Here is a 26,074-nt window from a genome sequence, read left to right as displayed (position 1 = left end):
TATTAAATTAAGAATAGATCTACAAATTCATTTACATTCATATTTTCTAGTTTCTCTTCATTTAAACAAGCTTCATGAATTTGTTCTTGTTGCTTACTAGAATAATGACCTGCCATATTTGCAGTGAATTTTTGAACAACTTTTGGAATCGCTTCGTCTCTACGGAAACGGTGACCAAGTGGATATTCACATTCCACATTTTCTGTTACAGTTCCATCTTTGAAATGAACTTGAACAGCGTTGGCGATTGAGCGCTTGTTCGGGTCAAGGTAATCTAAACTGTACTGTTTATTTTCAACAACAACCATCTTATTACGTAATTCATCTACACGTGGATCATTTGCTACTGCATCCTCATAATCATCCGCAACGATATCCCCTTTTAATAAACCAATTGCCGTAATGTATTGTAAGCAATGATCACGATCCGCTGGGTTATTTAATGGACCTTCTTTATCAATAATACGAATTGCTGATTCGTGCGTTGTAATTGTAATACGGTCAATCTCATCTAATTTCCCTTTAATTTCTGGATGTAATTTCACAGCACATTCTGCAGCTGTTTGTGCATGGAATTCTGCTGGATATGAAACTTTAAATAATACATTTTCCATTACATAAGAATCTAATGGTCTTGCTAATTTTAATTCTTGTTTATTGAATAATACATCTTGGAATCCCCATCCTGGTGCAGATAATGCTGTAGGGTAACCCATTTCACCTTTTAGAGCAGTCATTGCAAGATGAACACCGCGGCTCGTCGCGTCACCTGCTGCCCATGATTTACGTGATCCAGTATTTGGAGCATGACGATATGTACGAAGACTAGAATTATCAATCCACGCATGTGATAATGCATTAAAGATTTCTTCACGTGTTCCGCCAAGCATTTTCGCAACTACAGCAGTTGTTGCTACTTTTACATATAATACGTGGTCAAGACCAACTCTGTTTAAGCTGTTTTCTAAAGCAAGTACACCTTGAATTTCATGTGCTTTAATCATCATTTCTAATACTTCACGTACTTTTAACGGTTCTTTTCCTTCTGAAATACGAACACGGCTAATATAATCTGCCACAGCTAAAATTCCGCCTAAGTTATCAGATGGATGTCCCCACTCTGCTGCAAGCCAAGTATCGTTATAGTCTAACCAACGGATCATACATCCGATATTAAATGCACCTTTCACTGGATCAAGTACATATGACGTACCTGGTACACGTGTACCATTTGGCACGATTGTTCCTGGTACAACTGGTCCTAATAATTTCGTACATTCTGGATATTGTAATGCTAAAATTCCGCATCCAAGTGTATCAAGTAATACGTAACGAGCAGTACTGAATGCTTCTGCACTTGTTACCTCTTTATTTAATACATAATCCGTAATCTCTTCTAATAATGCATCTTTTTGTTTAATTTCATTTGTTTTAATCATGCTATCCTTCCCTTTCTGTCGAAAATTCGTTATTATTAATGATGGGTGTCGGTCAAACACCCATCTGGCGGGCGGTGCTAACAACTCCCCAGTTGTTCTTATTTACTAAGCACATGTCGCTCGCCAATATAATTTACACGTGGACGGAACAAACGATTGTTCGCATGTTGCTCAATAACGTGCGCACATAGTCCTACTGTTCTAGAGCTAAAGAAGATTGGTGTGTACAGTTGAATTGGAATACCAAGCATCCAATATACTGGAGCTGCGTAATAATCAAGGTTCGGATAAATTCCTTTTTCCTTCTCCATAATCTTTTCTCCAGCTTCACACATTTCATATAGTGTATAATCACCTTTCACATCACATAACTGCTTTAAAGCTTCCTTCATCATTAAAGCTCTTGGATCCATCTTCTTCATATATACACGGTGTCCAAAGCCCATAATTTTTTCTTTGTTATATAGTTTCTTCTGTAATAACTCTTCAAACTTTTCAACATTACCAGCTTCTAAAAGCATGTACATAACCGCTTCGTTTGCACCGCCATGTAAGCTACCTTTTAAAGATGCAACCGCACCTGTTAAAGCACCATATAAGTCGGATTGCGTAGATGCAATAACGCGCGCTGTAAATGTAGAGTTTGGCATTTCATGTTCACTATATAAAACAAGGGAACGATCAAAAATCTTCTCCTCAAGTTCAGTTGGTTTTTTACCTGTTAACATATAGAAGAAATTCGCGCTATATGATAATTCCTTAAGTGGTTCGATTGGCTCTTCATTATTTAAAATATGATAGCTATTCGCTACAATGTTTGGTACTTTACTCAATAATTTGTATCCGCGACTTTTGTTTACTTCTAACGAGCGGTTTTCAATATCATTATCGTAACCAGCTAATGCGGACACACCTGTACGCAATCCATCCATAGGGTGTGTTTCTTTCGGTAATGCCTTCAGTACGTTGAATACACCTTCTGGTACCGCGTATTCTTCTTTTAATTTCTTTTCAAGTGTTGCTTTTTCATCTTCATTCGGTAGATGTTCTTCCAATAAAAGGTGCACAATGTCTAAGTACTCTTTTGTTTTTGAGAGTTCGATTAAATCATACCCTTGAATTACAATTTCACCTTTCACTGTGTCAAGAAACGAAATCTTCGTCTCCGCTGCCACTACACCATCTAATCCCGGGGAAAATTTTTCTTCAGCTTTCATCATTATTTCCTCCAATCCTAATAGATCTTCGTGCACATAACTGTAAGCCTTTACAATATTGTGAAACTACATTTCTATTTCAATGTATCAGAGTTTTTAGAAGATTTCAATTTATTTTATAATGATAAGTTTCCTATACTTTTCTTACTGTAACAATACAATTTTTCGAAAATAATTCTTATATTTTATAAAGAAAGAATAGACTTCTTTGCATATTTTTAAAAACAAGATATAAAGATTTTCCATATAACACCGCCAAATATACAATTATTCTAATTTTATTTACGAAATAGAAAAAACGAGCTGTACATAAATACAGCTCGTTACTATATGATATTTATTTCACTATGTCTTAAATATAATTTTTATATAAAACTTATTCATTTTTAATAAAGTTATTATTTTACATAATTAAATTGAATTTCTTCCATTTCCTCATGATAACTTACAAATAAATCATAGTTTTGAAAATACCAAAGATCATCAACATCTACAAAAAATATAATACCTTCCTTCTCAACTGACACGATTTCCCCATCTGGTTTCTCTGCAACAATCCCTAAAGAATATCCAGGCTGAATTGAACTATTCCCTCCGTACCTTACAGTAAAACGTACAGATTCACCGTGCTTTATACGTAATTCTTCCTGGAACCATTGTAGAGCTTTACGATCAATTGAAATTCTCATCTTTATTCCCCCCAGTTTATGCAAACTCTTTTTTTCCTAATCGTTGTTTTACAAAGAAGACGAAAATAATTAAGGCTATTAATGCTGAAATTGCACTCCCTGAAAATAAAATACGATAACCAAACATTTGTGAAACAACTCCAAGTAAAATAGCACCTAACCCGATTCCTAAATCAAACGCTGTAAAAAATGAAGCGTTCGCAACTCCTCTTTTACTCGGATCGACAATTGTAAGCATTGCCGCTTGCAATGCTGGCTGTGCTGAACCGAATCCAACACCATATAATGTAGCTGCGATAACTACACCTATTAAATCATTTGAAATCGTTAATACAACTATTGCAATAATAGTAATGCATAGTGCCGGAAGTATGATAAATACTTCTCCATACTTATCTAATAGTTTTCCTGAAATTGGCCTTACAATCGTTAAAGCAATTGCATATACAAGAAAGAATGTCCCAGGATTCACATCAATTGACGATGCAAATAGCGGTAAAAACGTCGTAATGCCTCCATATGCAAATGATAAAAAGAATACAACTATCGTAATGGATAGAACCGATTTTTCAAACAGTTGTATTTTCCCTTTTTCTTTTTGTGGTGTGAATGGCATTTTCGTCATTAACGATAGTAAGACTGCCATAAAGGATAAAAGAGTTGCTAATAAGAAAAGGCCGTGAAATGAATAATTTTGTACAACCGATAATCCAATCATTGGGCCGATTGCCATTGCAATCGTCATAGCCATTCCATACCAACCCATACCTTCACCACGGCGTGAATCTGGAATAATATCAGTTATCGCTGTTCCAACAGCTGTTGTAGAAACAGCCCATGTTACTCCGTGAATAACACGTAAAACAGCTAAAAGGACAATAGTCGTCGCTAAATGATAAGAGTACATCGTTAACCCAAAAAAGATGAGTCCCAAAATAATAAAGGATCTTCTACCATATTGATCCAACATCCCTCCAATAATCGGTCGTATTACAACTGCCGCTATTGTAAACATTCCCATCATAAGTCCGACTTGTGATTCATTGCCACCTATCTCTTTAATAAAAAGTGGGAGCGTTGGAACAAGTAAATAAAATGCTGTAAATAAGAATAACATTGCGAAAGTCATTTGAATAAATGATTTCGTCCATAATCGTTCCATAAATATTCCTCCATAAAAACGTAAAATCTTACAATTAACACCTCTATTTTACTGTTTCCTTGTTCCTTTTCCCTCCGTAAATAGACGTATCTTTTTATAATAAATAGTCTACCTTCAATTTAAATTGGTCTTACAACTTTATACGTATGTTTTAGCCTAAAGTCCTATCTAACTGTACCTTTATATGTGTGAAAAGAATATACTACTTTATTATCGCAACTTAGGAGTGAATATTTTTATGTGGGTATCATCAAGAGTAACTGCCGTAGTTCCTTCGGCTCCTGGGATACACGTTCCCGCCGTTCATACAGCTAGTTCTGATGTCGGTATTGAACTTCCCGCAACTTGGCAACACTATCAAATTCCCGGTCAAATTACCCCCTCATTTTGGCATCATGGTGCACATCCAAGTAGTACTCCCTTTCAAAGCCACGCTTATCCTCCGTTACCTCAATCTCAAATTTTTTATCATTTTCCTTCAATTTATTTTCAAAACTTCTATGGTACTTTTAATATTTAAAATACATTGTCTCATAGCTACTGCATTTAAAAGAAAAAAGCACTTAAGATTATAATTTTTACAAATCTTAAGTGCTTTTTAATATTTTTTATAAAATTTTCTTATTGTCCATTATTAGCAGGGGCCTCTCCTGCATTACCGCCAGTTTCTGGTTGTGTGGTCGCTGGTGGAGTTGTATTTCCTTGGCCTCCTCCATTATTTGCTGGAGGTGTCGTATTCCCTTGACCTCCACCGTTATTTGCTGGAGGTGTCGTATCTCCTTGGCCTCCTCCATTATTTGCTGGAGGTGTCGTATTCCCTTGGCCTCCACCGTTATTTGCTGGAGGTGTCGTATTCCCTTGGCCTCCTCCGTTATTTGCTGGAGGTGTCGTATCTCCTTGGCCCCCTCCATTATTTTGTTCATTTTGTTTCTTTTCTTCTTGTTTCTTTTGCTCTTCTAGTTTCTTTTGTTCTTCTTGCTTCTTAAGTTCCTCTTGTTTCTTTTCTTCTTCTTGTTTTTTCAGTTCTTCCTGTTTCTTTAATTCTTCTTGCTTTTTCTCTTCTTCAGTTTTTTGCTGTTGATCTTGTTTTGGTTTTTCTGTTGTATCCGGTACGCTCGTATTTGGAGAAGAATCACGTTTTTCACCTTTTATACGCAGCTCACTACCTTCTTGAATTACACTACTTGGCATTTTAAATCTTGATTTGTCAGTAGCAAACTGACTCATCATTGCTTTAAAGATCAACTGTGCAATTTTCGTATTTTTACTACTAATATACTCGTCTTTACCATCTTTCATATATCCAGTCCATACTGCCATCGTATACTGCGGTGTATAACCTGCAAACCAACTATCACGAGTTGCACTTTCTGGAATGTTAAATTTCGCTAATTGTTTTGAATCATAGTTTGTTGTACCCGTTTTACCAGCAACATCTAAAGAACTAATATTTGCCGCTGTACCAGTACCTGATGTCACTACTGAGCGCAGCATATCAGTAATCATATATGCTGTAGAGTCAGCTATAACTTGTTTTGGTTTTTGTCCAAAACTTTGTGACTTTCCGTCTGGATAAACTACTTTCTTAACAAAATGCGGTTTTGCATACTTACCACCATTACCAAATGTCGCATAAGCACCCGCTATTTCAGTTGGTGATACTTCGTTTGTACCAATAGCTGTAGATTCTGTTGGCGCTTTTTTAAATGTAATACCTAATTTCTCAGAGAATTCCTTTGATTTATTAAGTCCTACTTCTTTTGCAGTTTTAACTGCTGGAACGTTACGTGACATTTTTAACGCCTCACGCATAGTAATTGGACCTAAATGACTTCTGTCTGCATTTCGAAGTTCTTGTCCAGTTGAATATTTAAATGGAGAATCATCAATTTGATGATACGTAGCCCATTTTAAGTATTCAATTGCAGGACCGTAATCAAAGATTGGCTTCATCGTCGAACCAGCTGCACGATCTAATTCAATGGCCATATTATGCCCTTTAAATACGGCTTTATTTTCACCGCGCCCACTACCTATAGCACGAACCTCTCCGGTTTTCGTATCCATAAATGTGAAAGCACCTTGGAACTTATCATTTGGATAATTAATAATATTTTCATTTAAAATCTTATCAGCAAAATCCTGTGCTTTCGTGTCTAATGTTGTATAAATTTCTAAACCGTCAGAACCAATATTAGCATCTGGCAATTCTTTTTCAACTTCTTTCACAACCGCATCCATAAATGCAGGATATGGCATTGCTTGTACAGTTGCAGTCCTAAGTCCATCTGTTACTTTAACTTTCGAAGCTTCTTCCATTTCTGCCTTCGTAATATAACCATGTCGATTCATTAATTTTAGTACAACATTTCTTCTTTCTGTTGCTCTTTCAATATTTTCTGTTTTCGTCGGATCATAGTTATTCGGTGCTTTTGGTAAACCTGCAAGCATCGCAACTTCTGGTAATGTTAAATCTTTCAATTCTTTACCATAGTAGTTTTGTGCTGCTGTTGCGATACCATACGAACGGTTTCCTAAGTTAATTTTATTTAAATACATTTCTAAAATTTCATGTTTTGAATATTGTTGTTCTAGTTTATACGCTAAATATATTTCCTGAACTTTACGTTTTGATGTTTTTTCCATCGATAAGAAGTAATTTTTAATAACCTGTTGCGTTATTGTACTTCCACCTTGTGAACCGTAATCTCCTTTAAGACTCACCAAAACAGCACGGGCAGTACCTTTAAAGTCTACTCCGCTATGCTCGTAAAAACGTGCATCCTCTGTTGCTAAAAATGCATTTTCTACTAATTTAGGAATTTGATTATACGTAACATTCGTCCGCTTTTCTTTCCCGTATTCATATACCAAATCGCCATTTTTATCATAAATTTTTGAGGATAACGGATTAACAAGTTTTGCTTTCTCAAGTTTTGGTGCATCCTTAATCATTACGAAGAAGGTAGCAACTCCCCCCACTAAACCAACAATACCAAGTAATAAACAAGTAATTAAAAACTTGCGAAAAAATGATGTTTTACCTTTTGGTTTTTGTGTTTTAGAAGCTGGCTGTTTTTTCTTTTTAACTTGTCGTCGCTCCTCTCGAGAACGATAATTTTCTGACATGTTACTTTCTCCTGCCTTTCAATTCTCCCGTTGATTTACTTAAAAATATTGAGGTCACTTTCTAAAATAAATTTAATTAAGAAAGTATATTGACCTGGAGCATTCAATATTTTCCTAATTCACAGATTATAAATTTTAGAATGCTTGTTACACAAAGTATTTTCACTTCTATTTTTCTAATAATGCTGCCCCTTTAAGCATAGAATGTAAAAAGTGAATTTTTAATACCTCGTATAAATAATATACCTTTTTTTCAAATGGTCAATATTTTCTTATTTATAAATCAAAGGTGAAATAAAAATAGCACAACGATATGTACTTCGTGTGAACTTCCTTATAATTACGTATAACGAACATTTAATATATTGCATATAAGTATAATACCTCTTTAATTATAAAGATTTCAACACCACAACCTCAACATCTATAAGATATTATTAAAAATGAAAAGTGAGGAGTTGCGTAATGATGGAGTTATCTCCCGTGATTTCCAAAACTATAGTTGCTGTTGGCTATAATCCTTTTTCTATGATTTTACGCATTCAATTAAAGCATGGACTGTATGATTTCTTTAACGTTCCTGAAAACATTTACACCGGTTTATTAAACGCACACTCTAAAACGAATTATCACAATACTTATATTAAAAATTCTTACCGCTACACTAAAATTTAAACTTAACTAGAATGAAAAAAGAAAGGAGGTAGTCCCCCCTTTCTTTTTTAAATCATTTCACAACTCAGCTATCTTCTGTTCTTTTTATTTATTTCATCATATGCTTGAATTTGTTTTTTTAAACGCCGATCTGCTTTTTTATCATGTACAACTAATATCGCATGAATAACACCTGGAACCCAAAATATTAATGTTAATATGAAATTAATTACTGCTTGAAATGGTTTTCCGCAAAATAATACGGCTACAGGTGGAAGAAGAATTGCCAACAAATACATCATCTCTTGAAAACTCCTTGTTTTGTATTTTTCTCTCTCCATACACTATAAAAACCAGTAACTTTTACATTTCCGATATTTTTATTACCCACTAATAACTGTTCTACCATATCCTACATCTTAATAAAACTATATTTATGTTTACAGTGAGATTCGTCTAAAAAATTTTCAAACCATTTTTTCAACATAGAACTGTTCACCTCTATGAAAGAATCTTCCTCTTGCCTTATTACATACTTTTACTTAAATACTCAATCTCATGTTGTAACTTTTTAAATTGTTCAAAATGCATAGTGATAGATTGACTGTTTCCATACTCAGCACTATGCTTCACCAATAAAACACCCGTGTCATGAAAAAACGCGTCAAGCTCTTTTCTAATGGATACTTTCATTATATGCGCTGTTTTAATAGCCGATAAAATTGCAATTTCATTAAACTTTAATTTTATTTCCTTTGGACAAAATGCTTCTTCCACCAATATAACTTCATTGCTATAAATAAGTGCAACAAGATTACTTGACTTTGCATCTGTTAAATCTACTTTTTTTATAACATTATTCATTACATTTTGCCTCCTTTGTTTTCATATATGATAATTATACAATTTCCATTTTTAATTACGTAACCTTACATTCAGTGTAACACACTTTTATTATAGGATTAAGCTACACTTCAAACCTTTTATTATTCCGCAATTTTCGTTAGATGAACCCTTTGGACTATAAGACCATATAGTAGTGTTAACAAATGATTGTAAAGTGGGTGAGAACTATGCCCTCAGTTGTAGGGAATTTAGTTGTACAAAATAGTAACGGTTCATTTAATTTAGGTGATTTCTATAACGTTTCTCCAAAAGAAAACACGAAGGCTTATAATGGATCTGGTGCTTCCAACGTTGGTTTTGTTGTTAATACTTTTAATGGTGTGAGTGCGACTAATACGTTTGATTCTGACCTTGCGGATCAAAACCAAGTCGGTACAGCTTAACCCTATTTTTTCATCGTTCTGTTTAAGAATTTTTAATTTGTCCATACTATAATCAGGCTGTTATACAGCTATTGTTGATTTTTGGAGTACCCTATCTTTTTCTCCCTTTCCCTGGGGCTTAGCAGCTAGTATGAAGCTAGCTGCTTTTCCGTTTCATTTTTTCTGTTTCACATCTAACATAGCTTACTTTACGCTATTTCAATAATATCCGTGGTATTAAATACGTAAGTTTTATAAAACGCGTCAGTACACATTACAATGCGCTTTAGCGGATTTATATGTACAACTGTCATGTAGCTTGTAAGTATGTATCCATCTTCAAAATATGTCACCAATATTTCTTTCTCAGACAATAATGACATTAATAATTTATCAGAAATTCCATCTTTTGCTTCTTTTGTTAAAAATGGTTTTTGTACTTTAAATTTCTCCCCAATAACCTTTCGCATACTTAATAACTGTTCCGACATTACTGTAAATGGAACCCATTCTCTTTTTGCTCTTTGCATCTTTACATCATTCATTTCTTTATCTCCTCGATTATTTATCCATTCTATTTCAAACATATTGCGCTTCGATTATTCTTTAATAATTGCTCGGCTCATATTTCCCCTGCATGAACAGGTAAGAAATCTCCCACCTCAAAACTCAAGACATACAAGGAAAGTAAGTCGAAGATCAACTTCCCGTAAACAGCCGATTGGTGAAAATGTAATTAGTGGATGATGAACACCCACTAATTACATTTTCACTTTATTCTAAATCGTATACTATCTACATATACAAGAACGTTCGTTCTAATTATACACGAACCTACGTTCTTTTGAGAAGGAATTTATTTTTTCTTCACCAAATGAGCCTTTTTCCCATTTAATAGGAAGTTCACGTATCAACTAAAAAACGACTTCACTTAAAGAGAAGTCGTTTTTTCTAATCACCTATATTTCTATATTTATTTTTCTATCCTGACAAGTGTTCTTTCTGGAATACGAATCTCATCTATATGAAAATGATTTATTTTTAATTTTAATTCTCCCAATCGTTCCTTATCTTCATTACCAACCCAACAACTGAATAATTCAAAATAGTCCCCATCATTTAAATAACCTTCCATAATCGTGCATAAAGCTATTAGCTTTTTTTTAGCTTCCTTCTTCTCACTTTCTGTTTGCCACTCATCAAGTTCAATACCTCACATTGTTGAAATTTCATACGTGTAACTTGTTTGAAATTGAAACTCTTGTACAATTTCAAGCATACTTTCATCTGAAAAACATGGTCCAAAAACAATTACATCATTAGAATCTGGATCCGTTAACGGAATTTCTACATTGCATCCTATATAACTTGCTAAACTCATTTTTACTCCTCCAATATTCACATAAAAATAACTTATATGAACATTTATCTACCCAAATATAAAATCCCTGCCTAAATTCAAAAAATCTATGAGATTTATAAAGAATCAAAACTCGTTCCTTATAAATTTCTATGAAAAGAGAGCAATTTAAACACTCTCTGTTCGTACATACTGCGTCAAACTATTTATTTATTTATTTATTTATTTATTTATTTATAATTCACTCTAATTACTAAATATATTTTGGTTGTACTATTATATGTAACTCCCTCTCTGTTACTGCTTTTTTCGGGTTTCGAAAATACTCTAATTCGTATTTTAATACCTCATATTCAACCATCCCGATCTTAATCCCTTTCGTTTCTTTTAAAATAGCTAATAGGTTATTTATATCTTCATCATACGATTCAAAAATTTTCCCTCCGTCTTCTCTTTGAAAAATCACTTTCACATTTTCTCCCCCTACATCATTTATTTATCTATCCAATAATTCATTCTTCACCTTAAAATTTCATACGAAAAAGAACATCCATCTTAATAGAATGCTCTGCTTTTCACTTCATTTAACGTCAATATATTTCAATCTTATTGTATGTTTCATTCTGCAAATTATGTTTATCCACTTCTATAAAGTGAAACTTTAATCCACTCAATCTTTGTTCATTCCTGACTAATAATTAGCCTACGCAAATCTTACTGCCTACAAATAATGGGCTAAAATTAATTAATTCATTTTATATTTAATGAGATGAAACAAAACATTATAATATCAACATTCTATGAAGTGATGATTAACCTACTTCAAAATAATTACATAAATTCCCATTGTAATTCTTAATATTTATATGTAATATTGTATTGTCTTACTATCTATTTATAACTCACACACTAACTAGAAAAGGGAACCTTTAAAGGTTCCCTTTTCTAATTACAGTCATTATTTCTTTTCTAGAAATTCAAATGTATTTTTAAACTCTTTATCATTCACCTTAATATCAGCATCTTTCAATAATTCATTGACTACTTGTTGTTTCCATTTACCTGTCGTGTCTTGTAGTCTTTGCTGTTCTATATCTTTACGAATTGAATCTTTTACTTCATCAAATGGCTTTAATTCTTTTTTATCTGTCACTTTAATAATATGGTAACCGTAAGTTGTTTTTACTGGTTCACTTACTTGTCCTGCATCTAATTTATATGCAGCTTCCTCAAATTCTTTTACCGTTTGCCCTGGAGCAAAACCAGTGATTTCCCCGCCCTGTTCTTTTGAACCAGTATCCTCTGAGTATTGCTTCGCTAAAGCCGCAAAATCTTCTCCGTTATTTACTTTCTCTTTCACTTCTTTAGCAGTCTTTTCATCTTTTACTAAAATGTGACTTACCTTCATTTCTGGTTTATAGTTATCTTTTACATCTTTTTCTGTAACAGTCGCTTTAATCGCTTTCTCAAATGCAATTTCTGGCTTCATTTTTTCTTTTAATTCATCTTCATTTTTCAATCCAAGTTGTTCTAAAGTCGCTTTAAAGTTCTCACCCATTTTATCTTTTGCTTCTTCTACTTTCTTTTTTGCTTCCTCATCTGAAACTTTATATTTATCGAGCAACGCCTTACTTAACACCATTTGGTATAAAGTACTTTCCCCATATTTTTGTCTTAATTCTTTACTTAACTCTTTCTCTGTAACATTTCCTACTTTTGATGTTACTACGTTGTCTGAGGAGCCACATGCGGATAATGCCAGTACTACGCATGAAATAATTGTTCCTAAAAATAGCTTTTTCTTTTTCAATTCAAAATACCTCACTTTTATTATTATATAAGAATAACTATACAGTGTTGTTGTGTATACAATGTGTTTTCTAGATGTAATTCATTTCATTTGAATAAACTATGTATCAGTAAAGGGACTCTTTACGTATTCATAACACATGTAACTACCTATAGTTACATGCTCTTCTAGTATCCAATTATTTTATCCAATATGTACCGCATTTTTCGCTCTGCCCACACATGTAAAAATTTTGATTCATTAATATTCCCTTAATAATTTATACATTCAGGCTCTGCATAGTAGTGAACTTTATATCATTATCAACTAAAGATTCATATTATACTAATATGCCTTTATAATCTAAACAAAAAACGCAGTATACAATAATACTGCATCATAGGAGCTGATTTCATGGAGAAAAAACCTATTGTTTTCAAAGTCCCACCAAATTCAAAATTAAAAGTTACATTTTTCGGTCCTTGTAACGAAGTAATTACAAATGTTTCTATAATTAATCAACTTTCCACACCTAAATGTCAAACTATTACACAATATCCAAACTATACGAAATATGAAACTGAAGTACGATTATTATCGAGTTGTTAATCCATTCTATACAAAATCCTTACAATTTGGTTAACTACAAAACCTTATTAATAGACTAAGATTACTCATTTCATGATATTTCATTGATAATTTATTGATTTTTCACACATTTACATCAACCGAACATATATTATCGTATGGAGATTATCCACTCATAAAACCTATCTTTCTTTAGAGCGTACTTTTTATGTATGCTCTTTTTTTATTTATCCCTTATTCTGTACATATAAATCTGATCACTTTTATATTTCACGTCGGGTAAATCGACCTGCCCTTTATAAATAATCTAGTCAAGGTGTCTCCCATAATACTTCTTTATTTATTAGACATTCACTACTCTATTAAATTCGTGTATCCATTCAAGCACCATTTATCTAATATATTTCCCTTCTAAATTCACCAAAGATGTATTAAAATTCTTTATATACTCAAGGAGGTCAAATATGTTCAAGTTGCATCCCATACTACTCATCTTAGGATTTATTTTATTTTTATATAGTGTACTTGCCTTCATGTTATTCCTTTCCATACAATAGTAATACCTGCACAAACCGATGTTAAATATGTAATTTCTATATAGTAATGAAAAAGCCTTTAATTATACGGACATAAATTAAGATGTCTTTTTATACCATTAGGCAACTAGCAAATGTAACGCCAAAGAACTTTTACAACCTAGTTACTTACTCTTTTTATTACCTGCAGAAGATCTAATACTTAAAATAAGATAGCCCTTTCAACATCAAAACTGTAAAAAATAATTTCTAAAATTTACCTTTCATCATTACATCTTTAGCATGTGAAATTCTCATGAAACAAACTATATTTAATCGATTCACTTGTATATTTTAAATAAACAATAATAATCCCCCACCATTCGGTACAGGGGATTAACTAGACCTACTGAAAAGTATTTTATTCTCTTCGTTATTTAATTGGAGAAGGGAATCTTGCTGCTTCAAAATGTGAGCCGTCTTCCGAAGTACTTAAAACTCCATCTATGCTACTTTGTGCATAAACCTCAACTTGATCTCCTGCATGCAATTGAATAATCGTCGAAACACTTACTACATTTCCAAAACCGATTGGACCAAAAAAGTCATTATCTATAGCTATTGCCGCGTTTCCATTCACACGAATTTCTACACGAGCTCTATAATTTAAGCTAGGATCGTTTGGAAAAAAACCAATCGTTCCAATAACAGAGTATACTCCTTTAGTCTTCGGAATAAAAATAGACGTTGTTGGATTATACTCATTTGCTAAATCAAATTGTTCATTTTGGAACAATACTTTTACAAAAGTATTAGCAGGAACAGGTTGATTCACCGTATTTCTAGCTCTAAATGCTGATGCCCTAACAAGACTATCCTTGTTGTCATTACACTTACTATCGTTCTTACAACAGTTATGCTGTTTCTTTTTATATTCTTTACAATACTTACAGTAGTAATAGCAAGACATACTCGTTCCCCTTTCATGCTTATTACTCCATATTATGTAAAAGAGATTCACAATGTTTGGACGAACTATTGTTTTCCCCCTATACTTGTCGCCTATTTATATACACGTAAGCGGAAGACATTTCAATAACACAACAACCTAGTAGTATAGTAATCTCTATTCAAATTTGATAAATCCCTTTCCTTTCTATTTTACTTTTTATGCATAAAAAAGAACGAACTTACATTCGTCCTTTCACACATTTTTATGGTCCAAAGCTTATCATCCAACCTAACATAAATCCAAATATAGAAAACAATAGCATAAAAAGATATAAACTACATGCCCACAATGCATATTTCCGACTTTTTCTTTTTGTGATCATTCCTATGACTGAGCATACCAATCCAATACCAACTATTTGCAGAAAACCTTTACCTATAAATGTTTCTTGTATAAGCAATATAATGTTCAAATATAATAACGCCAGAAAGGCAATAATTAATGAAATAGTCCCCATCCACGTTTCCTGTTTATAAATATGATTCTTTCTTTTTTTTAAGAATGCCAATTCCATAACCTCACTTCACCTACTTTCAATTTTCTAACTTTTTCGTGGCTCATTAATTTTTCAACTTCTGCTTTAGGTCCTGTTACAACTGCCCCATATGTTTTTACCCCATTTTTTTCAAGGAAAGAAATACGCTTTGACAACTCTAATACTTTCGCTCTAGATAGCTTCACTGCTAAATTTTCATGCTTTTGTAATGACTTTAACACATCAATAAATTGTTCCTCATGAGGTGAATCACTCACAAAAGCACCACTTGGTCCTGAAATCATATCTGCTGGAAAGCCAATCGGAGCAACATACATACCCTCGTCATTCGTTTGCTTCTCCTCTAACCCTGTATTAACGGCATACCAGACGATATCAATAGTGGGAAACATATTCGTTACCTCTTGTACACTCAACAATTCTCTAAAAGATATAAATGCTTCTACAACAGATTCTTGCGGAAGACCCTTTAATACTTGCGCTTCTTCACTACTATTATAGGATGAATTATAATTATTAGGATGAAACAATACCTCGTTATCTATATATGGGACTTCCGGAATTTTTTCATCTGTTGTATATTCACGGCTAACTTTCGTTGCTCTACTAAATATATAATCTGTTTTCTCTTCCCCTATTCGAATATCTTTCTTTCCTACCCTTTTATACAAATCAAAATGCAATTGTAAACTAAGCGGTAACAATGTTTGCTCCATGTCCCTATCTTTCAAAAATACATTTGGTTCTGTTACACTTAATGTTTGATTTACTACATTCCGTATCTCCATTGCGTTTGTAGGTGCAAATACATAGTATGCGAGAGTAGATATATATAATATAGGTTGAATAAGTAATAAAAAAGTAAATACAATTAAAACATTCGTAATACGCGCTCTTTTTTTCCCTATTTTCATCACTTGCTCCTGTTTTCCATTAGAAAGTGCATCCGGCCTTTGATGAAGAGCTTCTTGTAACAATTCTTTATAATCATCTTGTTCAGAATGAGGTTTATCATTTGTCATTTTGACTCTTTTCCTCCTTTAACAATTCTTTTAATCTCTTTCTCCCGCGAAATATGTGACTTTTATACGTGTTTAACTTTAAATCTAATACAGAAGCACCCTCTTCGTACGTTAATTGATGTACGTCACATAATAAAATAGCTTGCGCCTCTACCACCGGTAAAGTATGAATAATCTGAATTAATTTTTCATAACTATTTTTTGCGACTACATACTCTTCTGTAGATTCACCTGCTTGAATTGTTTCTAATTCCTCCGTTCCTACAAAAGCTACTTTTTTCTCTTTCCTAACAAAATCAATAAAGGTATGATATGCCACTTTAAAAAGCCATGATTTCACCTTTTGGTTTTCATAGTCTTCTAGATAAAGAAACGCCCGATAAAAAGTCTCCTGCATCAAGTCCTCCGCTACATGATGGCTACGAGAAAGGGAAAATAAATACCGGTACACATCGTTTATATAAACTTTATATATTTCTTCAATCTCCATCCCCCTCCTCCTTTCATATATAACACGAATAAACAAATTAAAAAGTTGCATTATTTTTCCTTTTTATTCATAAAAAATATTTATACATTTCAATAACTATTTACAATTATAAACAAAACATAAGATGTTATGGCTATAAATATACTTCAAAATGGGGAAAAACGGTCCGGATGTTCTCCTGCTCTTGTAAATTGATAGTCATAGGACAATCTTCCTGTACGATATAACCACAGATAGGATTTCGTTGCTACCTCTCGTCCTGGTTCGCGTTAGTAAATGTTCATGTATCTTTTCATATAGTGCCACTATCCATCATTTGTCATGATAAGATAATTCTCATTCTTTCTTCGATCGACGATATTTTCTTACCAAAAAACAACTTGTAGAGTATGTACAAAGATTATCTCATCAGCTATTTACAAATTGTAGATGGAACTATTTGACGCTTACATATACACTCACCCCCCTCAATTATTTCCGCTATTTGCGGATACCTCAAAATTCGGCATCTGTGATAAAGGTAGGTGGGAGCTGGGTTTCCCGTATATATCCAATTGGTAATGGTTAGGTTAATAATCGGTTTGGGATACCTGCTCCTATTCATAAAATTTTCAGCTTATAGATTGAAGACAGTTCCATATGGAATCGTAAGAAAAGAACTTCCATACGGTGTGATTTGATGCACTGGATAAAAATACTCCATGGATGAATAATACGGCTGGATACCTTGTTGTTGCATTTGTATTTGTTGTTGCATTTGTAACGCTTGTTGAACAGCTTGAACTGTACTTTGTGCTCCGCTAAACGTTATTGATGTACCATATGCTGGTCGCATACCCGCTTGAGAATAAAAATACGAATAAAACATTTTTTTCAGCTCACTTTCATATAAGTTATTACAAATTATGTTATGATTCTTTATTTCAGTGGGTGCTGAAAGTTAGTCTATTAGCTTTGATTAGGTTTAAAAATTTCTATTCTCTCTTACACTTTCATATTTCATTTACAAAGTTTATCTCCTAATACTAATTTAATTTTCGGAGGGGCATTTCATTTACAAGTTTTCGATAATTATTTTACAAACTAAAAAGGTAAAAAATTCACTATTTCTAATTCCATTCGATTACCTTCAAAACTATACAAATGAATTTTTAAGATTATTAAAGGTAAATTATCTATCTATACATCCTCCACAAAATAAAAGCACCCTAAACGGATGCTTTATTTTTCACTACTATAATTTCTTAGCAATAATTCAATTGTCCACGAATTTCACCATTAGGATGTTGTACTGTATGAACATTAATATAAATGTTTCCAGATATGATTTCATTTACAAGAGTAGCTAATGTTTGACCCGCTAACGGCCCAACCAAATCTTCTTGAGTAATTATTCCCGTAAGCGTTGCACACTCTATTGAAACCGGATTTGTTATAGGTCCAAATAAAAAAGCTACAACAGGACCATTAGTTCCTTTTGCTCCAATATGCAGATGGGCAACTACTACATCCTCTATATCAAATAAATCCAACTTAAATTTTAGGCTAAGCTCGTCCTGGCTTAATTTAAAGAAAGCCTCCCCTCGAGCGTCTGTTTCTACTGGTGGAACTTCATTTCTACCACGTAGCTTTGCAAAAAACATATCTATCACTCCTATGCTTTTATATACTACTAATATATTCATACCCTTTATATAAGGTGATAAAGAAGCAGTTGTTAGACCAATAAAAATTCATTTTATATGATAGATTAATTTATCAATTTTATAAAATCCATTAATTTAACTATAACGTTTTTTAAATTTGATTCATATATTGTAGTAGATTACTAGAAGGGAGGTGTAAATATGGAAAGTTGTGTTTTGTTCGTTAATGGACAACCTCTTTTAGTGGTATCAGTTGCTGGAATCGAAATTGCTAGATTAGAACTTTCTCTTCAAGTAGCATTGACTTTAATAGCATTAGGAATTCCAATCTGTGCATAAAAGTTAGGCATTTATAAAAAGAGGGCTTAAGCCCTCTTTTTTATTTTCACCTTTCCTTCACAACAAAAAAAGACGCCATTAAAATCACGGCATCACGTACAATAATTGCGATTTGTTTTATCATTACTTCACTAGCAACCCTAATTCATGTAGAATTTCTGAGAACGAATAGCCATATGCAAAACCTATAATACGAATCCCTGGGGTCCATCTATGTTCTAAATTTTCATTGTATGTTTTCTTATAATACTTTAATTCAGAATCTATATTATATTTGTCGTTAATAATTACTTCCTCACTATGAAATCCATCTATTTCAATCTGAACAGCTACGTACTCTGCTCCCTCAATTAAGGCTTTAATATAACACTTTTCTAATTCCTCTAATGTCATCCCCATTATTAACCTCCTATCATAATGGGCGTTTTGTTCGATAAAAAAGAACATCTGGATCAGTAAATACGAAGATATACAAAAGGTAATCTCATTGAGTATTCAATAGTTTATAAGCTGTTTGCTTGTCCCGCAACATATTATATGATTTTTATATAAAAATAGTTCATCCAAAAAAGTAAAAATTACCATTTATTATTTTAAAAGATAGTTACAATCTTATTTTTTAAGCTAGTCTATCAATCGCTCCCTTGTGTTAAAAGAAGCAACTAATTATATTTATGAGTTTAAAAACAGTCACAAATTATCTATATCACGCTCTAATCTTATTTTCTTAACCTCATTAAATTCCTTTAAAAATTAAAAAAGCAGCTGTTACGCTACTTTACATTCATTTTATCCCCAAGAGAAATGATAAATATATTCTCCCGTTACATTTTGATTAATCCCAGTAATTCTAGCAAACCTCATTAAGTCTGCCCCTTGAAGAAAATACATCGCAAGCATTACTGGTACTTGCGACCACATAAATTGATAAAAATCCTCGACTCTTTCGTTTGTTGAAACAATTAAATCATTTACAGGCCCTTGATTCCATACAGAAGTACTAACTAAACGAAACGGAAGATCTTTCCCATTAACTACTATTCTTGCCATGCTTTGAGTTATGTCCACATCAATTCCCTCCATCATTACAAAAATCGGACCTGTGTATTTACTCCTATGGTTATAAATATTCTTGACTTTCATAAATGACTAAGGCAAATCTCTATTTTTCACTTCTATTCAAATGAATTTATTACAGTAAAAAATAAATGAAATTTTAGTATTACTCTCCCTCAACTTCCGTATTATTTAGATTATTTATACCCTTGTTCGCTTTTACAATCCGGTATGCAAAATTACATATCTTATTATCTCAATATTACTTTATTAACTACAATTTGATAGAAATTCATTTGTATCACCTGATAAATCAGCGTTTGTAATTTAATTCCTTATTTGAAATTCCACTCTTTTATTTTTAAACACTATATTCAAATAATTATATTGGAATTTCTTGTTGTATACACATCTATCTTTTTCATGTATTATATACGAGAAGAGTAAGGTAAGAGTTACTCTTTGCCATTTTAGGAAAGGTCCTGTTGGAAACAACAGGACCTTTTTCGTATTAGTAAAAGCAATCTTGATTTACTCATTTAACCCACTCATTACTTCCCCAAATATAGTTTCAACCATTTTTGCTTTAAGCTCTCTGACCTGAAATGCTATATGTTCTCTTCTAAGTAATCGACTACTCGTACTATGCGTGCTTCTCTTTACATACCTAACTTTCCGTACAGCTTGTTTCCCTTTAAAGTATTTCACATAATACAAACAAAAGAGCCGTTCTTGTTCCGTCAACTCTTCATCATCTAGCATCTCGTTCACCTCCTTAAAAATGCAGGATTTCCCTTTCCACTATCGAATTAGTAATGTTCGGAAAGGGGGTGTAACATGGCGGAAATTAAAGTAGGACTTACACAATTTTTAGACTTTACACTGAAAAGTAGTGCAGCTAAAACAAATTTTGTAAAGAATCTTAAATCTCAACCTGAATATCACCCAGTTTTTGATTACTGGAAACAATTACGAGAAACTGTTATTAAATTTCATAAAAACGAACTAGCTTTTGACTGTTTTGAAACATTAGTACAAACTGTTGACCAGAAGAAAAAGCAAAACTACATTGATGTTATAAAGCAGTATAAAAAATTTATTAAAAACAAAGACGTCTCTTGGTTTGATCCAGGTAAATCACATTGGTTATCACATAATTTAATCGTCCGCTCATCACCTGAACTTGGTTTGCTCATTAATGATGAGCCACATCTTATTAAACTGTTTTTCAAAGGAAAAAAAGAGCGAATTGATAAATATAACATCAACTCAACATTAACATTATTAAACGAATCAACATTTTCGAATGAACATAACAATGTGAATTATACGGTCCTTAATATCCAAAAGAACAAAATGTATACGAATAACTCTATTAATAATGATCATGTAATAGCTCTTGAATCAGAAGCTCACCAGCTTTGTTATTTATGGAATAAGATATAAAGGGTGTAGGAATCTCTTTATATGTCTTGTTCATGCGTAATTTAGGAACATTTTTCACAAACTACATTCATTTCGTTTAATTGAAGCTCACCTTCTTGTTTCTCACAAACAATGCAGGGTGGGCATTTTAAAAAAATAGTTTCTTTACCCATTTCACCATCCTAGTTACCCCTTTGAAAGAATAATGTAATACTGTCTTTCTATCACATCTACATTCCCCCTGACTTCTACCGCTAAATACTTCCTAACATGTTCTTACGATTCCTTTCTCGCTCCATATCATGTTTTTCTTTCACTCTATACAGTGCCGCAATTTTCCCTTCTAGTTAGCCTTGCTCTTTTACCTGCATTACTTTATTTAGCTGTAATTGTTGCTGGAACTCCGCTAACGCCACTTAATCTCTTCTCTCACAACACCTCATAAAAATATATGGGGAAAAGAACTTTATAGCAATGGCTATCATGAATACAATTTACCTTACTAATAAATAGTAGCCTTACAATTTCAGAAGTTTGACACAGCTCACGAAAAAGCTTATAAAGAAAAGTGAGGTTCCTAATATTCATTTCTAAATTTAAGATGCATATAAGACTAGGACATAAAAAGTAGAATCACACTGGATATCTACTCATATGTACCAGGACTTCAAGAAACTGCGGTGGATCAATTTGCTAACGAATTTTCCGAAAAGAAAGGTTCTCGTTATAAGTTTTCCTTTCACAGCAAATACACCAACTAAATAACCAAAAATATTGATAGTGAAAAAGGAGAAACTAACATGAAAGAAATCAAATCTGAACAGGAATTTAAAGACATCATCGCAAGCGAGGAGCCAGTAGTTGTTAAGTTCTTTACTACATGGTGCCCAGATTGTGTACGTATGGACAACTTTATCGGAGATGTAATGGAAGAGTTCAATAAGTTTGAATGGTATTCTATTAATAAAGATGAGTTCCCAAATATCGCTGAAGAGTATCAAGTAATGGGTATTCCAAGTTTACTTGTATATCAAAATGGCGAGAAGCTAGGCCACTTACATAGTGCTAACGCAAAAACTGAAGAGCAAGTTACTGAGTTTTTAGAAGCATACTAAGATGAAAACCCTCTGAAAAATATTTTCTAGAGGGTTTTTATTTTTCCTAATCACCTTTGAGCGCTGTAGTATACGGATTCCTCATAATACTTGTATCCTTTCACCTATTTCCTCAATCAAAATCGAGTTCACACTTTAACTTTGCACTTTACAACATATTTTTCCTTCACGAAACTTTGTTATCCACTTCTTAAAAAGCTATAAAACGTCAACAATGTTTGTATAGACCCACACGACTTTCGTTTGATACTCTATTTATAGAAAGAAATTCCTTGTAGAAAGGTGAGTGATTAAAATGGATACTCTTTCTCATAAAGAAGCTGATAAAGGTGCTATTGTCAGCATTTTGGCCTACATATTTTTATCCTCTATGAAAATCATCATCAGTTATATTACCCTCTCTAGCGCATTACGTGCTGACGGTTTAAATAACTTAACCGATATCGGTGCTTCTTTAGCGATATTAATTGGTCTAAAAATCTCTCGGAAACCTCGTGATCCAGATCATCCATATGGGCATTCGCGTGCAGAACAAATTGCATCACTTGTTGCTTCTTTTATTATGGCAACGGTCGGATTAGAAGTTGTTATTAGTGCCATTCAATCTTTTTTAAATCCGAAACAAGCAGCACCTAATGTACTTGCTGCATGGGTAGCTTTATTTTCTGCTGTCGTTATGTACTGTGTGTATTTGTATACGAAAAAGATTGCAGCACGAACAAGAAGTAAATCATTAGAAGCAGCTGCAAAGGATAATTTATCAGATGCCCTCGTAAGTATCGGTACAGTAGTAGGCATTGTCGGTTCACAGTTCCAAATGCCTATTTTAGATCCTATTGCCGCTTTAATTGTCGGTCTTATTATTTGTAAAACTGCATGGGAAATTTTCGTAGAAGCTTCTCATATGTTAACGGATGGAATCGATCCAGATAAGATGGAAGAGTATGCTGATGCGATTGAACATATTGGTGGCGTGGAAAACATCGTTGATATTCGCGCTCGTATGTACGGGAATCAAACGTACGTTGATATTACAATTGAGGTAGATGCTCGTATGGATGTTGGAGAAAGTCATTGTATTACTGACAACATCGAGGCTATGCTTCGGAAAAAGTTTGGCATTTATCATGCGCACATTCATGTTGAGCCAATGGAAAAAGAACCTATTATGACATAGGTTCTTTTTTAATGAACGTTTTATGAAATATTACGCATAAAACGAGCCAGCTACCGCCAGCTGCCCATCCTGCTAATATGTCAGATGGATAGTGAACGCCAAGATATATTCGGCTAACTGAAATAGATAATACAACAAAGCTCGCTATAAAAATAATCAACAATTTTTTATGCAATGTAATACGTTCTTCTGTAATCGTGACGTATGCAATAAATCCTAAAAAAGCAGTAGCATTCATCGTATGACCGCTCGGAAAACTATATCCAGTTGCAGTAACAAGCTGCGACACATCAGGTCTTGCTCGCTCGTACCATAGTTTAAGCATACTGTTTAAATAACGAGATCCATAATAATTAATTGTTAGAAGTAATGCACTAAGCAACTTTTTTCTAACGAGAAAATACATTACAAGAATAATGAGTAACGGAAAATATATTCTTTTGGAACCGATAAACGACACCCAAGTAAAGTAGGCTGTCAAATAATCGTTTCGAAAACTTCGAATAAAATGCGCGACTATATTGTCAAATTTCTCAATACAAGCGGTATGATACGAAAGTGATAATACGACAAAACAAATGAGTAGCGTTGAACTTAACAAGTATAAATGTCGATATCGTTTCACATACATAACCTCACTATGCAAAAAAATGGAGCGGTTGTTTTAGTTTTCCTCTCCATTTCTTTTTTATGCATAGTTTATTAAAAAATATAATTGTTAATTGTTTCTTTCATCATTGGAATATCTTCATTCGTTACTGTAAAGCGCATCACTTTCTCATCAAGATCAAGTGCTTCTGCAAATAAACCTGCTAATCCACGAGATTTTCTGTCTACTTCCATAATAATCTCTAGGCGATCGTAAGCACTTGGTAAAATTAATAATTCTAGTTCATCTAATTTCCCATAATACTGTCCGGAAACAGGAACAAACTCAAATTCTTGTGCAAATGGAACTTGCTTACGTAATCGATACGGTAATTCTTCACATTCTATATGACGCGCTTTAAAACCTAATTGATTCACACTTTCTAACACACTATTTAATAGTGCATTTGGCAACACTTGAATGTAATCACGATCACTTGGATCTATACTACGTTTAATATCAAGGCCTGTGTGAACCCAAACTGTTTTCATTCCAAGAGTAAGCGGTGTTTCAAGCGGCATTTTAAATGAAAATGGAATTTCTCTTTTTTCATTCGGCTCAACAGAAAAAGGTTCTGTTAAACGAACTCGCTCTAAATCATATGTTGTTGTTACTTTTTTATCATCTACTTCTCGTACATACGATGTTGATAGCGTTAAGTAAATGCTTTCAATTTGTTGGCTAACGGAACCTCCAGTTATATGAACCTTTCCGTATATCTCTTCACCAACAATATACTCATCTTTTTCAAGAACTGTATCTACTTTTGCATTACCGATACCAACGCTTGCTAAAAACTTTTGAAACATGGATCCTCCATCCTTTCTAAAGCAAAAGCTACATCTTTTTTTAAATCTCGTACATTCTCATAGTACGGCGTTTTTATTTGTAACATACGCATCAGCATTTCACGGTTGTAATTTTCCAAAGTTAATTCGTCATACCATGGTTTTTCATATTTTTCATTAGATTCATAGCCTGCATATAATAAAAATAATGAGAAATGACCAAGCGCATAAAAATCGCTACGAAAGTGAACTTCTCGCATCAAAGCTTGTTCACCTTCATACGTTGTAGCTCGTTCATCACCCTCACCTTTCAATTTCGCCAACCCAAAATCAATAATACTAATTTGGTTTTCTTTCATTAATATGTTTGGAATGCGTAAATCTCGGTGAATAATACCTTTACTATGAAACACTGATACAATTTCTAATATTTTATATAAAATTTTTAAAACTTCACGTTCTGTATATACATGTCCATCTAAGAAAATATAATCTTCAAAATTTTTACCAGGCATATATTCCATCACAAAAAAGCTTTTTTTCTCCCATACGAAATGATCATATAAACTAGGAATTGCATGATGATTTAATGTTTGTAAAATCATTTTCTCTTGTTCAAATGATTTTCTACCAGACTCATATCTTTGTTTACTTTGTCTTAATTGTTTTAAGACTTTATATCTATTTATTTGTAAATCATTAACGACATATGTAACCCCATAACTACCCATTCCAATTACTGATTCAATTTTATAACGTTCTACAACAATTGTATTTTTTCGCAGTGGTCTATCAAATAAAGCTAGTATACGACGCCATTTCATCAACTACTTGAAAAGAAGCTACGGCTTTTACGTTTTCTTTTATAATGATGATGCCCATAACCAGATGAACGTCGTTTATAATCGCTACTTGAATAAGAGCGACCTCTATGGCGATAATCACTACTAGAATACGAACGATATTTTTTCTTTCCTAATAAAGAATCAATAATTTTTTTGAACATCCCTTCACCTCTTGAGTAAAATTTTCTTTTAATTATACCAAGT

General features: G+C 33.1%; 33 protein-coding genes and 1 pseudogene. 9 read left to right on the top strand and 25 right to left on the bottom strand.

Translation table 11 applies throughout. The annotated features are described in order from the left end of the window. Positions 1-2 precede the first annotated feature (2 nt). From prpD to PDQ40_RS04480, 4 genes are all read right to left on the bottom strand, one after another. Positions 3-1,439 carry a 2-methylcitrate dehydratase gene (prpD, locus tag PDQ40_RS04495; RefSeq protein WP_000598131.1) on the bottom strand — a complete coding sequence of 479 codons (1,437 nt, stop codon included), beginning with the start codon at positions 1,437-1,439 and terminating at the stop codon, positions 3-5. A 98-nt stretch (positions 1,440-1,537) separates the two neighbouring features. Continuing rightward, positions 1,538-2,659, bottom strand: coding sequence for a citrate synthase (gene mmgD, locus PDQ40_RS04490; RefSeq protein ID WP_002170253.1), 1,122 nt, complete (start codon positions 2,657-2,659; stop codon positions 1,538-1,540). 395 nt (positions 2,660-3,054) lie between these two features. Next, positions 3,055-3,345 carry a HesB/YadR/YfhF family protein gene (locus PDQ40_RS04485; protein ID WP_001222846.1) on the bottom strand — a complete coding sequence of 97 codons (291 nt, stop codon included), beginning with the start codon at positions 3,343-3,345 and terminating at the stop codon, positions 3,055-3,057. A gap of 16 nt (positions 3,346-3,361) precedes the next feature. Next, positions 3,362-4,507: an MFS transporter gene (locus PDQ40_RS04480; RefSeq protein WP_000440647.1), complete on the bottom strand. Its 1,146-nt coding sequence runs from the start codon at positions 4,505-4,507 to the stop codon at positions 3,362-3,364. A gap of 238 nt (positions 4,508-4,745) precedes the next feature. Between PDQ40_RS04480 and PDQ40_RS04475 the strand changes: the two genes are divergently transcribed. Next, positions 4,746-5,027, top strand: a complete 282-nt coding sequence (locus PDQ40_RS04475; RefSeq protein WP_000270175.1) for a hypothetical protein — start codon at positions 4,746-4,748, stop codon at positions 5,025-5,027. Positions 5,028-5,128: 101 nt separating this feature from the next. Here the strand turns inward: PDQ40_RS04475 and PDQ40_RS04470 are convergent, their stop codons facing one another. Next, a complete protein-coding gene (locus tag PDQ40_RS04470) occupies positions 5,129-7,636 on the bottom strand; it encodes a PBP1A family penicillin-binding protein (RefSeq protein WP_048556981.1) in 2,508 nt (835 codons plus the stop codon). A gap of 465 nt (positions 7,637-8,101) precedes the next feature. Here PDQ40_RS04470 and PDQ40_RS04465 point away from each other — a divergent pair, with 465 nt between their 5' ends. After that, a complete protein-coding gene (locus PDQ40_RS04465; RefSeq protein WP_002163658.1) occupies positions 8,102-8,311 on the top strand; it encodes a KTSC domain-containing protein in 210 nt (69 codons plus the stop codon). A gap of 68 nt (positions 8,312-8,379) precedes the next feature. On the opposite strand, the gene PDQ40_RS04460 is transcribed toward PDQ40_RS04465, so the two are convergent. Beyond that, positions 8,380-8,592, bottom strand: a complete 213-nt coding sequence (locus PDQ40_RS04460) for a YqaE/Pmp3 family membrane protein (RefSeq protein ID WP_000990231.1) — start codon at positions 8,590-8,592, stop codon at positions 8,380-8,382. A 226-nt stretch (positions 8,593-8,818) separates the two neighbouring features. After that, positions 8,819-9,154, bottom strand: coding sequence for a hypothetical protein (locus tag PDQ40_RS04455; RefSeq protein WP_001066866.1), 336 nt, complete (start codon positions 9,152-9,154; stop codon positions 8,819-8,821). A gap of 209 nt (positions 9,155-9,363) precedes the next feature. Here PDQ40_RS04455 and gerPF point away from each other — a divergent pair, with 209 nt between their 5' ends. Beyond that, positions 9,364-9,579, top strand: a complete 216-nt coding sequence (gene gerPF / locus PDQ40_RS04450) for a spore germination protein GerPF (protein ID WP_001141565.1) — start codon at positions 9,364-9,366, stop codon at positions 9,577-9,579. 188 nt (positions 9,580-9,767) lie between these two features. Here the strand turns inward: gerPF and PDQ40_RS04445 are convergent, their stop codons facing one another. The 5 genes from PDQ40_RS04445 to PDQ40_RS04425 form a co-directional block, all read right to left on the bottom strand. Further along, positions 9,768-10,103: a YolD-like family protein gene (locus PDQ40_RS04445; protein WP_048556980.1), complete on the bottom strand. Its 336-nt coding sequence runs from the start codon at positions 10,101-10,103 to the stop codon at positions 9,768-9,770. Between the two features lie 428 nt (positions 10,104-10,531). Then, entirely contained in the window at positions 10,532-10,693 is a 162-nt protein-coding gene (locus PDQ40_RS04440; RefSeq protein ID WP_000399424.1) for a hypothetical protein, read from the bottom strand. Between the two features lie 78 nt (positions 10,694-10,771). Beyond that, positions 10,772-10,939 (bottom strand): hypothetical protein, encoded by a 168-nt coding sequence (locus tag PDQ40_RS04435; protein WP_000050509.1) that lies wholly within the window; start codon positions 10,937-10,939, stop codon positions 10,772-10,774. Between the two features lie 232 nt (positions 10,940-11,171). Next, complete coding sequence (locus PDQ40_RS04430) at positions 11,172-11,390, bottom strand: hypothetical protein (RefSeq protein ID WP_000864286.1); 219 nt, start codon at positions 11,388-11,390, stop codon at positions 11,172-11,174. A gap of 486 nt (positions 11,391-11,876) precedes the next feature. Further along, entirely contained in the window at positions 11,877-12,728 is an 852-nt protein-coding gene (locus tag PDQ40_RS04425; protein ID WP_000727481.1) for a peptidylprolyl isomerase PrsA, read from the bottom strand. 393 nt (positions 12,729-13,121) lie between these two features. Between PDQ40_RS04425 and PDQ40_RS04420 the strand changes: the two genes are divergently transcribed. Further along, positions 13,122-13,316 carry a hypothetical protein gene (locus PDQ40_RS04420; protein WP_000412567.1) on the top strand — a complete coding sequence of 65 codons (195 nt, stop codon included), beginning with the start codon at positions 13,122-13,124 and terminating at the stop codon, positions 13,314-13,316. A gap of 927 nt (positions 13,317-14,243) precedes the next feature. Here PDQ40_RS04420 and PDQ40_RS04415 read toward each other — a convergent pair. The 6 genes from PDQ40_RS04415 to PDQ40_RS04385 all read right to left on the bottom strand — a co-directional run bounded on the left by PDQ40_RS04415 (position 14,244) and on the right by PDQ40_RS04385 (position 18,473). Continuing rightward, complete coding sequence (locus PDQ40_RS04415) at positions 14,244-14,780, bottom strand: C1q-like domain-containing protein (RefSeq protein WP_002170254.1); 537 nt, start codon at positions 14,778-14,780, stop codon at positions 14,244-14,246. 244 nt (positions 14,781-15,024) lie between these two features. After that, positions 15,025-15,336, bottom strand: coding sequence for a hypothetical protein (locus tag PDQ40_RS04410; RefSeq protein WP_000417668.1), 312 nt, complete (start codon positions 15,334-15,336; stop codon positions 15,025-15,027). After that, the gene (locus tag PDQ40_RS04405) at positions 15,318-16,340 is read right to left on the bottom strand and encodes an anti-sigma factor (protein ID WP_000180317.1); all 1,023 of its coding nucleotides are present in this window, start codon (positions 16,338-16,340) and stop codon (positions 15,318-15,320) included. The genes PDQ40_RS04410 and PDQ40_RS04405 overlap by 19 nt, the downstream gene beginning before the upstream one ends. Beyond that, positions 16,330-16,830, bottom strand: a complete 501-nt coding sequence (locus tag PDQ40_RS04400; RefSeq protein WP_000401919.1) for a sigma-70 family RNA polymerase sigma factor — start codon at positions 16,828-16,830, stop codon at positions 16,330-16,332. Before PDQ40_RS04400 ends, PDQ40_RS04405 begins: the two co-directional genes overlap by 11 nt. A 616-nt stretch (positions 16,831-17,446) precedes the next feature. Beyond that, positions 17,447-17,698 (bottom strand): DUF3947 family protein, encoded by a 252-nt coding sequence (locus PDQ40_RS04390; protein ID WP_000500110.1) that lies wholly within the window; start codon positions 17,696-17,698, stop codon positions 17,447-17,449. 376 nt (positions 17,699-18,074) lie between these two features. Further along, on the bottom strand, positions 18,075-18,473 hold the full coding sequence (locus PDQ40_RS04385) for a CHRD domain-containing protein (RefSeq protein WP_000464534.1): 399 nt from the start codon (positions 18,471-18,473) through the stop codon (positions 18,075-18,077). Positions 18,474-18,677: 204 nt separating this feature from the next. Between PDQ40_RS04385 and PDQ40_RS04380 the strand changes: the two genes are divergently transcribed. After that, positions 18,678-18,815: a DUF3956 family protein gene (locus PDQ40_RS04380; RefSeq protein WP_000443219.1), complete on the top strand. Its 138-nt coding sequence runs from the start codon at positions 18,678-18,680 to the stop codon at positions 18,813-18,815. A gap of 123 nt (positions 18,816-18,938) precedes the next feature. Here the strand turns inward: PDQ40_RS04380 and PDQ40_RS04375 are convergent, their stop codons facing one another. The 3 genes from PDQ40_RS04375 to PDQ40_RS04365 all read right to left on the bottom strand — a co-directional run bounded on the left by PDQ40_RS04375 (position 18,939) and on the right by PDQ40_RS04365 (position 20,633). After that, positions 18,939-19,214: a hypothetical protein gene (locus PDQ40_RS04375; RefSeq protein ID WP_000525900.1), complete on the bottom strand. Its 276-nt coding sequence runs from the start codon at positions 19,212-19,214 to the stop codon at positions 18,939-18,941. A gap of 390 nt (positions 19,215-19,604) precedes the next feature. Continuing rightward, on the bottom strand, positions 19,605-19,958 hold the full coding sequence (locus PDQ40_RS04370; protein ID WP_033670822.1) for a hypothetical protein: 354 nt from the start codon (positions 19,956-19,958) through the stop codon (positions 19,605-19,607). A gap of 444 nt (positions 19,959-20,402) precedes the next feature. After that, a complete protein-coding gene (locus PDQ40_RS04365; protein ID WP_000883188.1) occupies positions 20,403-20,633 on the bottom strand; it encodes a terminase small subunit in 231 nt (76 codons plus the stop codon). A 75-nt stretch (positions 20,634-20,708) separates the two neighbouring features. Between PDQ40_RS04365 and PDQ40_RS04360 the strand changes: the two genes are divergently transcribed. From PDQ40_RS04360 to PDQ40_RS04345, 4 genes and pseudogenes are all read left to right on the top strand, one after another. Next, positions 20,709-21,317: a hypothetical protein gene (locus PDQ40_RS04360; RefSeq protein WP_000807968.1), complete on the top strand. Its 609-nt coding sequence runs from the start codon at positions 20,709-20,711 to the stop codon at positions 21,315-21,317. 504 nt (positions 21,318-21,821) lie between these two features. Next, positions 21,822-22,057 (top strand): annotated as a pseudogene (locus tag PDQ40_RS04355) (hypothetical protein); the annotation flags it as partial. 12 nt (positions 22,058-22,069) lie between these two features. Next, positions 22,070-22,411 (top strand): thioredoxin family protein, encoded by a 342-nt coding sequence (locus PDQ40_RS04350; protein ID WP_255256062.1) that lies wholly within the window; start codon positions 22,070-22,072, stop codon positions 22,409-22,411. 295 nt (positions 22,412-22,706) lie between these two features. Further along, positions 22,707-23,588: a cation diffusion facilitator family transporter gene (locus PDQ40_RS04345; RefSeq protein WP_000380376.1), complete on the top strand. Its 882-nt coding sequence runs from the start codon at positions 22,707-22,709 to the stop codon at positions 23,586-23,588. Here the strand turns inward: PDQ40_RS04345 and PDQ40_RS04340 are convergent. The 4 genes from PDQ40_RS04340 to PDQ40_RS04325 all read right to left on the bottom strand — a co-directional run bounded on the left by PDQ40_RS04340 (position 23,578) and on the right by PDQ40_RS04325 (position 26,031). Beyond that, complete coding sequence (locus tag PDQ40_RS04340; protein WP_002163663.1) at positions 23,578-24,213, bottom strand: phosphatase PAP2 family protein; 636 nt, start codon at positions 24,211-24,213, stop codon at positions 23,578-23,580. The genes PDQ40_RS04345 and PDQ40_RS04340 overlap by 11 nt on opposite strands. Before the next feature lie 77 nt (positions 24,214-24,290). Further along, positions 24,291-25,046, bottom strand: coding sequence for a sporulation protein (locus tag PDQ40_RS04335; RefSeq protein ID WP_000486605.1), 756 nt, complete (start codon positions 25,044-25,046; stop codon positions 24,291-24,293). Then, the gene (locus PDQ40_RS04330; RefSeq protein ID WP_000872046.1) at positions 25,028-25,849 is read right to left on the bottom strand and encodes a serine/threonine protein kinase; all 822 of its coding nucleotides are present in this window, start codon (positions 25,847-25,849) and stop codon (positions 25,028-25,030) included. The genes PDQ40_RS04335 and PDQ40_RS04330 overlap by 19 nt, the downstream gene beginning before the upstream one ends. Next, positions 25,849-26,031 carry a hypothetical protein gene (locus PDQ40_RS04325; protein WP_000473370.1) on the bottom strand — a complete coding sequence of 61 codons (183 nt, stop codon included), beginning with the start codon at positions 26,029-26,031 and terminating at the stop codon, positions 25,849-25,851. Before PDQ40_RS04325 ends, PDQ40_RS04330 begins: the two co-directional genes overlap by 1 nt. Positions 26,032-26,074 lie beyond the last annotated feature (43 nt).

The organism is Bacillus cereus group sp. Bc061 (assembly GCF_027715825.1).
GTDB classification, from domain to species: Bacteria; Bacillota; Bacilli; order Bacillales; family Bacillaceae_G; genus Bacillus_A; species Bacillus_A paranthracis.
This window is presented reverse-complemented; position numbering and strand designations above follow the sequence as displayed.

Bases quoted from the DNA above. Each gene is read 5' to 3' on its own strand.
- prpD (WP_000598131.1), bottom strand. From the start codon at position 1,439: ATGATTAAAACAAATGAAATTAAACAAAAAGATGCATTATTAGAAGAG.
- mmgD (WP_002170253.1), bottom strand. From the start codon at position 2,659: ATGATGAAAGCTGAAGAAAAATTTTCCCCGGGATTAGATGGTGTAGTG.
- PDQ40_RS04485 (WP_001222846.1), bottom strand. From the start codon at position 3,345: ATGAGAATTTCAATTGATCGTAAAGCTCTACAATGGTTCCAGGAAGAA.
- PDQ40_RS04480 (WP_000440647.1), bottom strand. From the start codon at position 4,507: ATGGAACGATTATGGACGAAATCATTTATTCAAATGACTTTCGCAATG.
- PDQ40_RS04475 (WP_000270175.1), top strand. From the start codon at position 4,746: ATGTGGGTATCATCAAGAGTAACTGCCGTAGTTCCTTCGGCTCCTGGG.
- PDQ40_RS04470 (WP_048556981.1), bottom strand. From the start codon at position 7,636: ATGTCAGAAAATTATCGTTCTCGAGAGGAGCGACGACAAGTTAAAAAG.
- PDQ40_RS04465 (WP_002163658.1), top strand. From the start codon at position 8,102: ATGATGGAGTTATCTCCCGTGATTTCCAAAACTATAGTTGCTGTTGGC.
- PDQ40_RS04460 (WP_000990231.1), bottom strand. From the start codon at position 8,592: ATGATGTATTTGTTGGCAATTCTTCTTCCACCTGTAGCCGTATTATTT.
- PDQ40_RS04455 (WP_001066866.1), bottom strand. From the start codon at position 9,154: ATGAATAATGTTATAAAAAAAGTAGATTTAACAGATGCAAAGTCAAGT.
- gerPF (WP_001141565.1), top strand. From the start codon at position 9,364: ATGCCCTCAGTTGTAGGGAATTTAGTTGTACAAAATAGTAACGGTTCA.
- PDQ40_RS04445 (WP_048556980.1), bottom strand. From the start codon at position 10,103: ATGAATGATGTAAAGATGCAAAGAGCAAAAAGAGAATGGGTTCCATTT.
- PDQ40_RS04440 (WP_000399424.1), bottom strand. From the start codon at position 10,693: ATGGAAGGTTATTTAAATGATGGGGACTATTTTGAATTATTCAGTTGT.
- PDQ40_RS04435 (WP_000050509.1), bottom strand. From the start codon at position 10,939: ATGAGTTTAGCAAGTTATATAGGATGCAATGTAGAAATTCCGTTAACG.
- PDQ40_RS04420 (WP_000412567.1), top strand. From the start codon at position 13,122: ATGGAGAAAAAACCTATTGTTTTCAAAGTCCCACCAAATTCAAAATTA.
- PDQ40_RS04415 (WP_002170254.1), bottom strand. From the start codon at position 14,780: ATGTCTTGCTATTACTACTGTAAGTATTGTAAAGAATATAAAAAGAAA.
- PDQ40_RS04410 (WP_000417668.1), bottom strand. From the start codon at position 15,336: ATGGAATTGGCATTCTTAAAAAAAAGAAAGAATCATATTTATAAACAG.
- PDQ40_RS04405 (WP_000180317.1), bottom strand. From the start codon at position 16,340: ATGACAAATGATAAACCTCATTCTGAACAAGATGATTATAAAGAATTG.
- PDQ40_RS04400 (WP_000401919.1), bottom strand. From the start codon at position 16,830: ATGGAGATTGAAGAAATATATAAAGTTTATATAAACGATGTGTACCGG.
- PDQ40_RS04390 (WP_000500110.1), bottom strand. From the start codon at position 17,698: ATGTTTTATTCGTATTTTTATTCTCAAGCGGGTATGCGACCAGCATAT.
- PDQ40_RS04385 (WP_000464534.1), bottom strand. From the start codon at position 18,473: ATGTTTTTTGCAAAGCTACGTGGTAGAAATGAAGTTCCACCAGTAGAA.
- PDQ40_RS04380 (WP_000443219.1), top strand. From the start codon at position 18,678: ATGGAAAGTTGTGTTTTGTTCGTTAATGGACAACCTCTTTTAGTGGTA.
- PDQ40_RS04375 (WP_000525900.1), bottom strand. From the start codon at position 19,214: ATGGGGATGACATTAGAGGAATTAGAAAAGTGTTATATTAAAGCCTTA.
- PDQ40_RS04370 (WP_033670822.1), bottom strand. From the start codon at position 19,958: ATGAAAGTCAAGAATATTTATAACCATAGGAGTAAATACACAGGTCCG.
- PDQ40_RS04365 (WP_000883188.1), bottom strand. From the start codon at position 20,633: ATGCTAGATGATGAAGAGTTGACGGAACAAGAACGGCTCTTTTGTTTG.
- PDQ40_RS04360 (WP_000807968.1), top strand. From the start codon at position 20,709: ATGGCGGAAATTAAAGTAGGACTTACACAATTTTTAGACTTTACACTG.
- PDQ40_RS04345 (WP_000380376.1), top strand. From the start codon at position 22,707: ATGGATACTCTTTCTCATAAAGAAGCTGATAAAGGTGCTATTGTCAGC.
- PDQ40_RS04335 (WP_000486605.1), bottom strand. From the start codon at position 25,046: ATGTTTCAAAAGTTTTTAGCAAGCGTTGGTATCGGTAATGCAAAAGTA.
- PDQ40_RS04330 (WP_000872046.1), bottom strand. From the start codon at position 25,849: ATGAAATGGCGTCGTATACTAGCTTTATTTGATAGACCACTGCGAAAA.
- PDQ40_RS04325 (WP_000473370.1), bottom strand. From the start codon at position 26,031: ATGTTCAAAAAAATTATTGATTCTTTATTAGGAAAGAAAAAATATCGT.